This is a genomic window from Caballeronia sp. GAWG1-1 (assembly GCF_023631465.1).
In the GTDB taxonomy this organism is placed as follows: Bacteria; Pseudomonadota; Gammaproteobacteria; order Burkholderiales; family Burkholderiaceae; genus Caballeronia.
The window spans coordinates 202,359-209,801 of sequence record NZ_JALQDB010000016.1; the positions used below are offsets into that span (position 1 = coordinate 202,359).

A 7,443-nucleotide genomic window follows, 5' to 3' on the forward strand; every position below is an offset into this window, starting at 1 on the left:
AACCCGCGCCTTTCTATGTCCACCCAACCCGCCACCGCGCCGCAAGGCGACTTCGCCGTCACGCTTCGAATCGTGTCGGTCGTCGTGTACACGTTCCTTTGCTATCTGACCATCGGCATCCCGCTGGCGGTCTTGCCCGGCTTCGTGCATACGGATCTCGGCTACGGCTCGGTGATGGCGGGCGCCGCGATCAGCGTTCAGTACTTCGCCACCCTATTGTCGCGGCCGCTCGCCGGTCGTTCAGCCGATACCGCCGGCCCCAAGCAAACCGTGCTCTACGGTCTCGTGGCCTGCGCGATCAGCGGCGCAATGCTCCTGACCTCCGCGCTCGCGACGCAGTGGCATGCGGTGAGTCTCGTGCTGCTGGTGATCGCGCGGCTCGTGCTCGGAGTCGGCGAAAGTCTCGTCGGCACGGGATCGATCACGTGGGGAATCGGCCGCGTGGGCGTCTCGCACAACGCGAAAGTGATTTCGTGGAACGGTATTGCGACATACGGCGCGCTGGCCATCGGCGCGCCGCTCGGCGTGGCGATCAACAATTCGCTGGGCTTTTCCGCGCTTGCGCTCATCGTGATCGCGCTGGGCGGCCTCGGTTACTGGCTCGCGAAGCGCATGGAAAGCGTGCCGGTGGTGCATGGCGAGCGCATGTCGTACCGCAGCGTGTTCTTCCGCGTGCTGCCGCACGGGATCGGGCTCGCGCTGGGTTCGGCGGGCTTCGGTTCCATTGCGACTTTCATCACCCTCTTCTATGCCGCGCACAACTGGCCGCACGCGGCGCTCTCGCTCACGGTGTTCGGCACGACGTTCGTCGGCGCGCGGCTTTTGTTCGCCAACACGATCAAGGTGTATGGCGGCTTCCGTGTGGCGATCGTCTCGTTCTGTTTCGAATGCGCGGGCTTGCTGATGCTATGGCTCGCAGCCGAGCCGACATTCGCGCTGGCAGGCGCTGCGTTGACCGGCTTCGGCTTCGCGCTCGTGTTTCCGGCGCTGGGCGTCGAGGCGGTCGGACTCGTGCCGCCGGCTTCGCGCGGCGCGGCGTTGTCGGCCTACTCGGTGTTTCTGGACTTGTCGCTGGGATTGACCGGGCCTTTGGCGGGTTATGTCGCTGGCGAGTTTGGATACGGGTCGGTGTTCTTGTTTGCCGCGCTGGCTGCGGCGTTGGCGGTGGGCTTGTCGGTGGCGCTTTATATGCGTGGCGGGCGCGGTCTGGGTGGGCCCGCGACGGCGTGAGTTGATCAGGCGCCGGCTTTCGAGCCATGCAATTGCAGGCCGAGCGCTTTGACTACTTTGAGGATGGTTGCGAAGCTGGGGTTGCCGTCTTCCGATAGCGCTTTGTAAAGCCCTTCGCGGCTGATGCCTGTATCGCGCGCCAACTGCGCCATGCCGCGCGCTCGCGCAATCACGCCAAGCGCGTGTGCAATAAACGCGGAATCGTCGCCGCCTTCTTGAAGACATGCATCGAAATACTCAGCAAGGTCCTCCTCGGTCTTAAGGTGCTCGACCGAGTCCCAGGGACGAGTTTTGATCTTGGTTGGGGTCATTGATTACTCCATGTCAAGGTGAGGCAGCATGGCGTGTGCGGACTTGATGTCTCTGTCTTGAGTCGACTTATCGCCCCCACATAGCAGGATCACCAACACGTCTCCACGATTAACGTAATAAACACGATAGCCTGGTCCATGATCGATCCGCATTTCAATCACCGGTGAGCCGGCCGAGTTAGTGTCGCCTGGATTGCCCGACGCGAGTCGGTCGATACGAGCTTGAATTCGGCGTTTTGCGATGCGGTCCTTCAATGCAACGAACCAGTCGTCAAAAAGCTCCGTGGTCCGAATGTTAAGCCTGGAAGTCATCGTAATCCATGGTTCACAAACCGTCAACCACAGTTGACAGGTCAGTCTATCTAATAAGAAGTTCACGGCGAGGATTTGCCTCTGTCTATTTTTCGCAGGGACACCGTAAAAGTCGCCACCCGCGTCAGGGAGTAAGTCTCGAATCGATCGCCGCTAGAGGCCAGCCGCCGAGCCATCGCGCCGCTCATCAAAAACCCCCGAACGATCCGCACACCTTTGCCTTAAAATCACCGCTCGGCCCACAAGCGTCCGCTTTATGAACCAGACCTCGGAAGACCGCTGGCGTGACCTGCGCCCGGACCCGGACAGCGACACTCCGCTCTATCTGCAACTCGCACGCAAGCTCGCCAACGCCATCCACGACAATCGCTGGAACGCAGGCGAAGCCCTGCCCTCCGAGCGTGTGCTGTCCGAAGCGCTGGGCGTCTCGCGGATCACATCGAGGAAAGCCATCGCGTTGCTCGTCGAACAAGGGCTGATTCGCCGTGAACAAGGCGCGGGCAGCTTTATCACGCCGCGCTACGAAGATCCGCTCTCGCGTCTGTCGAGCTTCTCGGAGATGCTACGCCGCCGAGGTTTTACGCCGAGCTCGCAATGGCTCTCGCGCAAGATCGAGCCCGCCAATCGCGACGAAGTCATTCAACTCGGCCTCTCGCCCGCCGCCGCCGTCACACGCCTTAAGCGCCTGCGTCTCGCCGACGACATCGTCATGGCGGTCGAAAACTCCACGTTTCCGGCCTCGCTCATTCCCGATCCGTTGGTCATCGGCGACTCGCTCTACAGTTATCTCGACACGCGCGGCCTCTCGATCGTGCGCGCGCTGCAGCACTTTCGCGCGGTGAACGCGAGCGCGGAGATCGCGCAGCAAATGGGCATCGCGCCGCACGACGCGCTTTTGCTCATCACGCGCGTAGGCTATACCGCTGATCAACGCGCGATCGAACTCACCGATACCTACTGCCGCAACGACTACTACGACTTCGTCGCCGAGTTGCGCAAGTGACTCACGCGCCGACGCGCCCATGACCGACATCGCCGCCACGCCGCCTTCGGAACGCTCACTCACCGTCATGCTGTGGCTCGTCGCCACGGGCTTCTTCATGCAGACGCTCGACTCGACCATCGTCAACACGGCCTTGCCCGCGATGGCGAAAAGTCTCGGCGAAGCGCCGCTGCGCATGCAAGGCGTCGTGATCGGCTATTCGCTCACGATGGCGATGATGATCCCCGTGTCCGGCTGGCTCGCCGACAAGCTCGGCACGAAGCGCGTGTTCTTCAGCGCGATTCTCGTGTTCACCATCGGCTCGCTCTTGTGCGCCAACGCGCAGTCGCTGACGGCGCTGGTCGCGTTCCGCGTCGTGCAAGGCATCGGCGGCGCGATGCTGTTGCCAGTCGGACGTCTGGCCGTGTTGCGCGTGTTTCCCGCCGAACGCTATTTGTCGGCGCTCGCGTTCGTCGCGATTCCGGGGCTTATCGGGCCACTCATCGGGCCAACGCTCGGCGGCTGGCTCGTGCAGATCGCGTCGTGGCACTGGATTTTCCTCATCAACGTGCCGGTGGGTGTGGTGGGCTGCATCGCGACCAAGATGTTCTTGCCCGATAGCCGCAATCCCGCCACCGCGCCCTTCGATCTTGCCGGCTATCTGCTGCTCGCCGTCGGCATGGTCGCGCTGACGATCTCGCTCGATGGCCTGGCCGATCTCGGTCTGCCGCATGCCATCGTCATCGTGTTGCTGGTGTTGAGCCTCGGATGCTTCGTCGCCTATGGTTTGCATGCAACGCGCGCCGCGCAACCCATCTTCTCGCTCGATCTGTTCAAGATCCACACGTTCAGCGTCGGCCTGCTCGGCAATCTCTTCGCGCGCATCGGCAGCGGCGCGATGCCTTATCTGATCCCGCTGCTCTTGCAGGTGAGCCTCGGCTATACGCCGTTTCAGGCGGGCATGATGATGCTGCCGGTCGCCGCGGCCGGCATGCTGTGCAAGCGGCTCGTGACGCGGCTGATCGAAAAGCATGGTTATCGGCGCGTGCTGGTCGTGAACACCGTGCTCGTCGGGCTGATGATGGCGAGCTTCGGACTCACGAGCGAACATCAGCCGCTTTGGCTGCGTCTCGTGCAACTGGCGATCTTCGGCGGCGTCAACTCGATGCAGTTCACCGCCATGAACACGCTCACGTTGAAAGACCTCGGCACCGGCGGCGCGAGCAGCGGCAATAGTCTGTTTTCGCTCGTGCAGATGCTGTCGATGAGCCTTGGCGTGACCATTGCCGGCGCGATCCTCGCCACCTTCACCGGCATCCTCCCGCGCGTGACGGAAACCAATTCGCTGCCCGCGTTCCACGCAACCTTCCTTTGCGTGGGCATCATCACGGCGGCAACGGCGTGGATCTTCGGGCAGCTTGCGCCGGAAGTGCGCTCGACGAAGCGAAAGACAGATCCTTCCGAGGCGAACTGAAGCCGGGTTTCGTCGGCTCGGCCGAAAATTTTCGCCGCGCCATCCGATTGTGCGTTTCGCACCGACAGAGTGCGGACAGCACCGCTACACGACCTTCAAGCGGCATGCCGCCGCATCGTGCATTACCGTCCGGCCGTGCGCCGAGCCAATGTACACACAAAAGCGCGCCGATTAATCGCGCTCCCCCGCTTGCACATTGAATTCGCACGCTTTTTGCTCGAACGTGATGTGCCCGATCTTGTAAACTGTCTCATTAAGTAAATTGCCCGGCCCTCGACACCATGAGCATGGTTGACATCGATCCACCCCGCTTCCAGTCGCCGCGTCCCGTCGCGGGCGATGACGGCTCGCGTCGCACCGTGCTGTACGGCGAGTACACCGTGTTCAGCGTGTTTCAGCCGGTGTTCTCGGTGTCGCATCGGCGTGCGATCGGCTATCACGCGTCCTTGCGTGCACGGGACGAGACACATCGTCATGTACCGTCACACGAAGTGTTCACCCAGGCGGCACGGCGCGGCGATCTTCTGGAACTGGGACGATTGGCCGAGTCCCTTCATCTGGGCAACTTCAACGCGTTCGACAGCCACGACGAATGGCTCTTTCTGAGCCTCCACCCCGCCGCGCTGATGGACACGAGCTACGGCGACGCGCTCCTCGCCGCGTTGAAGGACATCGGCTTGCCGCCGCAGCGCGTGGTGCTGGAAGTGCCCGAACAGGCGGGCGGCGAGACGACGCGCTTCACCGAAATCATCGACTCCATGCGCAAGTCGGGGTTTCTGATCGCGCTGGATGGCTTCGGCGTAAAGCATTCGAATATCGATCGCGTGTGGCAGTTACGGCCTGACATCGTGACGCTCGACCGCTGCATTCTCCAGCAGGCGACCGAGCATTCGCATATCGAGCGCGTGTTGCCCCGGCTTGTATCGCTGCTGCATGAATCCGGGCAACTCGTGTTGATGGGCGGCCTCGCGACCGAGCGTGACGCGCTGATCGCGCTCGAATGCAATGTCGATTTCGTGCAGGGCGCGTACTTCGCGCAGCCGAGCGTCGATGCCGTGCATCCGCAAGTCGCCGCGGGCGTGATGGATGCGTTGTCGGCTGCGTCGCGCGAACGCGTGGGTGCGCGCGACCGGGCGCAAGCCGCGCGTCTCGAACCCTACGTGAGCGGCCTCGAACGCGCGGCAGTCAAGCTGATGGAAGGCGAAACGCTGGCCGCCGCGACGAGCGAGCTGCTGCAACTGGTCGATACGGCGCGCTGTTTTCTGCTCGATCAGGAAGGCCGGCAGATCGGTGATAACGTCGTGCCGGTCGTGCGTACATCGCAGCGCGCGAAGCGTTTCAGTCCGCTGCTGCACTCGGAAGGCGCGAGCTGGGAGCGTCGGCCGTATTTCATCGAGGCTTTGCGCGCGCCAGGACGCGTGCAGTTGACCGCGCCGTATCTATCCATCAACGAGGCGCATCTTTGCGTGACGGCATCCATCGCCGCGCAGACGCCGTATGGCTTGCAGGTGCTATGCGTCGATATCAACTGGGAAGCGGTGCCGCGGCGACGCTGAATCGCGGGATTACGACCGGCGCTCGGCGTCGGGCTTGACGATATCGAACCCTGCAAGCGCGAGCACGCCGGACAGCACGATCAACGCCGTGGAATGGCGTCCGAAATATAAAAGCGCCGCAGCGGACCACGCGGCGAGACAGAGGGCGAGAAAGCGTTTCATCGTGATATCACGCGTGAGGGCCGACCCAAGCGATGCGGCACGGCCGATCAAAGCGACATTCTAGATTTCCCGGCGGCAAGACGCAGAAACCGAAGACGCGCGAACGTTCCTCGCCATGCAAAAAAGCCCTCCGCAGAGGGCTTTTTCGTTCGATCCGACATCGCGAACGACGATGCGGGATCGGCGCAAACCGTAAGCCTTAAGCCCCGAAATTCTTCGAAGCGAAGTCCCAATTTACGATGTTCCAATACGCTTCGATGAACTTCGGACGCGCATTGCGGTAATCGATGTAGTAAGCATGTTCCCACACGTCGATGGTCACGAGCGGCTTGGCATCCGTCGTGAGCGGCGTGGCGGCGTTGCTGGTGGAGACGATATCGAGCGAGCCGTCCGTCTTCTTCACGAGCCACGTCCAGCCCGAACCGAACGTGCCGGTCGCGACCTTGGCGAACTCTTCCTTGAACTTGTCGAACGAGCCGTACTTGGCGTTGATCGCGTCAGCCAGCGCGCCCGTCGGTGCGCCGCCGCCGTTCGGCGACAGGCTGTTCCAGAAGAACGTGTGATTCCAGACTTGCGCCGAGTTGTTGAACACGCCGCCCGACGACTTCTTCACGATCTCTTCGAGCGAAAGGTTCTCGAATTCGGTGCCCGGAATCAGCTTGTTGAGGTTCGTCACATAGGTCTGGTGATGCTTGCCATAGTGATACTCGAGCGTTTCTTCCGACATGTGCGGAGCAAGCGCGTTCTTGTCGAACGGCAACGGCGGGAGGGTATGTTCCATGATTGCAGCTTCCTTTTCTATGTGATTTGTAGGGACTGTGGGGAGTGAAGCGCTGGAGCAATGGATTGTAGGCGACTTGGGATAACCCCGCAAACCGCCTGCCTTTATGAGCAAGATTGCTTTCCAAAGCTTGATTGCAGCGTCAAAAGTGCTCCTGCGGCACTTGGCGGCTTCGTCAAAAGGCCGGTGTCGAGGCCGTCAGAATTCGTCGGACAAACGCGGCTGGACATCGGCGAGAAGGACATCGGCGGAGCCTTCCGCGAGATGCACGGTCATCGGACGCTTCGGCTTGAGTGCGTCCGGCGCGCGCAGCGCACGGCCGGTTTGGGTATCGATCAGGGCGGCGTAACCGCGCTCGAACGTGCGCTGCGGACTCAGCACCTGCAAGCGCGCCGCAAGCTCGGACACACGCGCGTTCGCACGCTCATGATGACGCTCGCGCGCACGCTGCATGCGCTCGGCCAAACGGCCGAGATGCTCGATCTGCGTCGCGACATCCGGCCTTCTGCGTTGCCATCGATACTGCACCAGCGCGAAATGCGCGAGGGCATCGCGAACCGGGCGGGGGGGGGGGGGGGGGGGGGGGGGGGGGGGGGGGGGGGGGGGGGGGGGGGGGGGGGGGGGGGGGGGGGGGG

The 7,443-nt window shown here is 62.5% G+C and carries 9 protein-coding genes; 4 read left to right on the forward strand and 5 right to left on the reverse strand.

The genetic code is table 11. The annotated features are described in order from the left end of the window. Nucleotides 1-15 precede the first annotated feature (15 nt). Nucleotides 16-1,230 carry an MFS transporter gene (locus NCT03_RS11235; protein ID WP_250492672.1) on the forward strand — a complete coding sequence of 405 codons (1,215 nt, stop codon included), beginning with the start codon at nt 16-18 and terminating at the stop codon, nt 1,228-1,230. Between the two features lie 5 nt (nt 1,231-1,235). Here the strand turns inward: NCT03_RS11235 and NCT03_RS11240 are convergent, their stop codons facing one another. Both NCT03_RS11240 and NCT03_RS11245 read right to left on the reverse strand, forming a co-directional pair. Then, a complete protein-coding gene (locus NCT03_RS11240) occupies nt 1,236-1,541 on the reverse strand; it encodes an addiction module antidote protein (RefSeq protein ID WP_244826139.1) in 306 nt (101 codons plus the stop codon). 3 nt (nt 1,542-1,544) lie between these two features. Further along, entirely contained in the window at nt 1,545-1,853 is a 309-nt protein-coding gene (locus NCT03_RS11245; protein ID WP_250492673.1) for a type II toxin-antitoxin system RelE/ParE family toxin, read from the reverse strand. 256 nt (nt 1,854-2,109) lie between these two features. Between NCT03_RS11245 and NCT03_RS11250 the strand changes: the two genes are divergently transcribed. The 3 genes from NCT03_RS11250 (at nt 2,110) to NCT03_RS11260 (ending at nt 5,865) form a co-directional block, all read left to right on the forward strand. Further along, complete coding sequence (locus NCT03_RS11250) at nt 2,110-2,856, forward strand: GntR family transcriptional regulator (protein ID WP_244826142.1); 747 nt, start codon at nt 2,110-2,112, stop codon at nt 2,854-2,856. A gap of 19 nt (nt 2,857-2,875) precedes the next feature. Further along, entirely contained in the window at nt 2,876-4,309 is a 1,434-nt protein-coding gene (mdtD, locus tag NCT03_RS11255; RefSeq protein ID WP_250492674.1) for a multidrug transporter subunit MdtD, read from the forward strand. Between the two features lie 281 nt (nt 4,310-4,590). Further along, the gene (locus NCT03_RS11260; RefSeq protein WP_244826144.1) at nt 4,591-5,865 is read left to right on the forward strand and encodes an EAL domain-containing protein; all 1,275 of its coding nucleotides are present in this window, start codon (nt 4,591-4,593) and stop codon (nt 5,863-5,865) included. A gap of 9 nt (nt 5,866-5,874) precedes the next feature. Here NCT03_RS11260 and NCT03_RS11265 read toward each other — a convergent pair whose 3' ends face one another. The 3 genes from NCT03_RS11265 to NCT03_RS11275 form a co-directional block, all read right to left on the reverse strand. Continuing rightward, nucleotides 5,875-6,027, reverse strand: coding sequence for a hypothetical protein (locus NCT03_RS11265; protein WP_244826145.1), 153 nt, complete (start codon nt 6,025-6,027; stop codon nt 5,875-5,877). Nucleotides 6,028-6,226: 199 nt separating this feature from the next. Beyond that, nucleotides 6,227-6,808 (reverse strand): superoxide dismutase, encoded by a 582-nt coding sequence (locus NCT03_RS11270; protein WP_250492675.1) that lies wholly within the window; start codon nt 6,806-6,808, stop codon nt 6,227-6,229. Between the two features lie 198 nt (nt 6,809-7,006). After that, a partial coding sequence (locus tag NCT03_RS11275) for an exodeoxyribonuclease VII large subunit (RefSeq protein WP_284503166.1) occupies nt 7,007-7,443 on the reverse strand: 437 nt, incomplete at its 5' end.

What these genes read in the sequence shown, in the direction of transcription:
- NCT03_RS11240 (WP_244826139.1), bottom strand. Translation starts at nt 1,541, where the DNA reads ATGACCCCAACCAAGATCAAAACTCGTCCCTGGGACTCGGTCGAGCAC.
- NCT03_RS11270 (WP_250492675.1), bottom strand. Translation starts at nt 6,808, where the DNA reads ATGGAACATACCCTCCCGCCGTTGCCGTTCGACAAGAACGCGCTTGCT.
- NCT03_RS11245 (WP_250492673.1), bottom strand. Translation starts at nt 1,853, where the DNA reads ATGACTTCCAGGCTTAACATTCGGACCACGGAGCTTTTTGACGACTGG.
- NCT03_RS11260 (WP_244826144.1), top strand. Translation starts at nt 4,591, where the DNA reads ATGAGCATGGTTGACATCGATCCACCCCGCTTCCAGTCGCCGCGTCCC.
- NCT03_RS11250 (WP_244826142.1), top strand. Translation starts at nt 2,110, where the DNA reads ATGAACCAGACCTCGGAAGACCGCTGGCGTGACCTGCGCCCGGACCCG.
- mdtD (WP_250492674.1), top strand. Translation starts at nt 2,876, where the DNA reads ATGACCGACATCGCCGCCACGCCGCCTTCGGAACGCTCACTCACCGTC.
- NCT03_RS11265 (WP_244826145.1), bottom strand. Translation starts at nt 6,027, where the DNA reads ATGAAACGCTTTCTCGCCCTCTGTCTCGCCGCGTGGTCCGCTGCGGCG.
- NCT03_RS11235 (WP_250492672.1), top strand. Translation starts at nt 16, where the DNA reads ATGTCCACCCAACCCGCCACCGCGCCGCAAGGCGACTTCGCCGTCACG.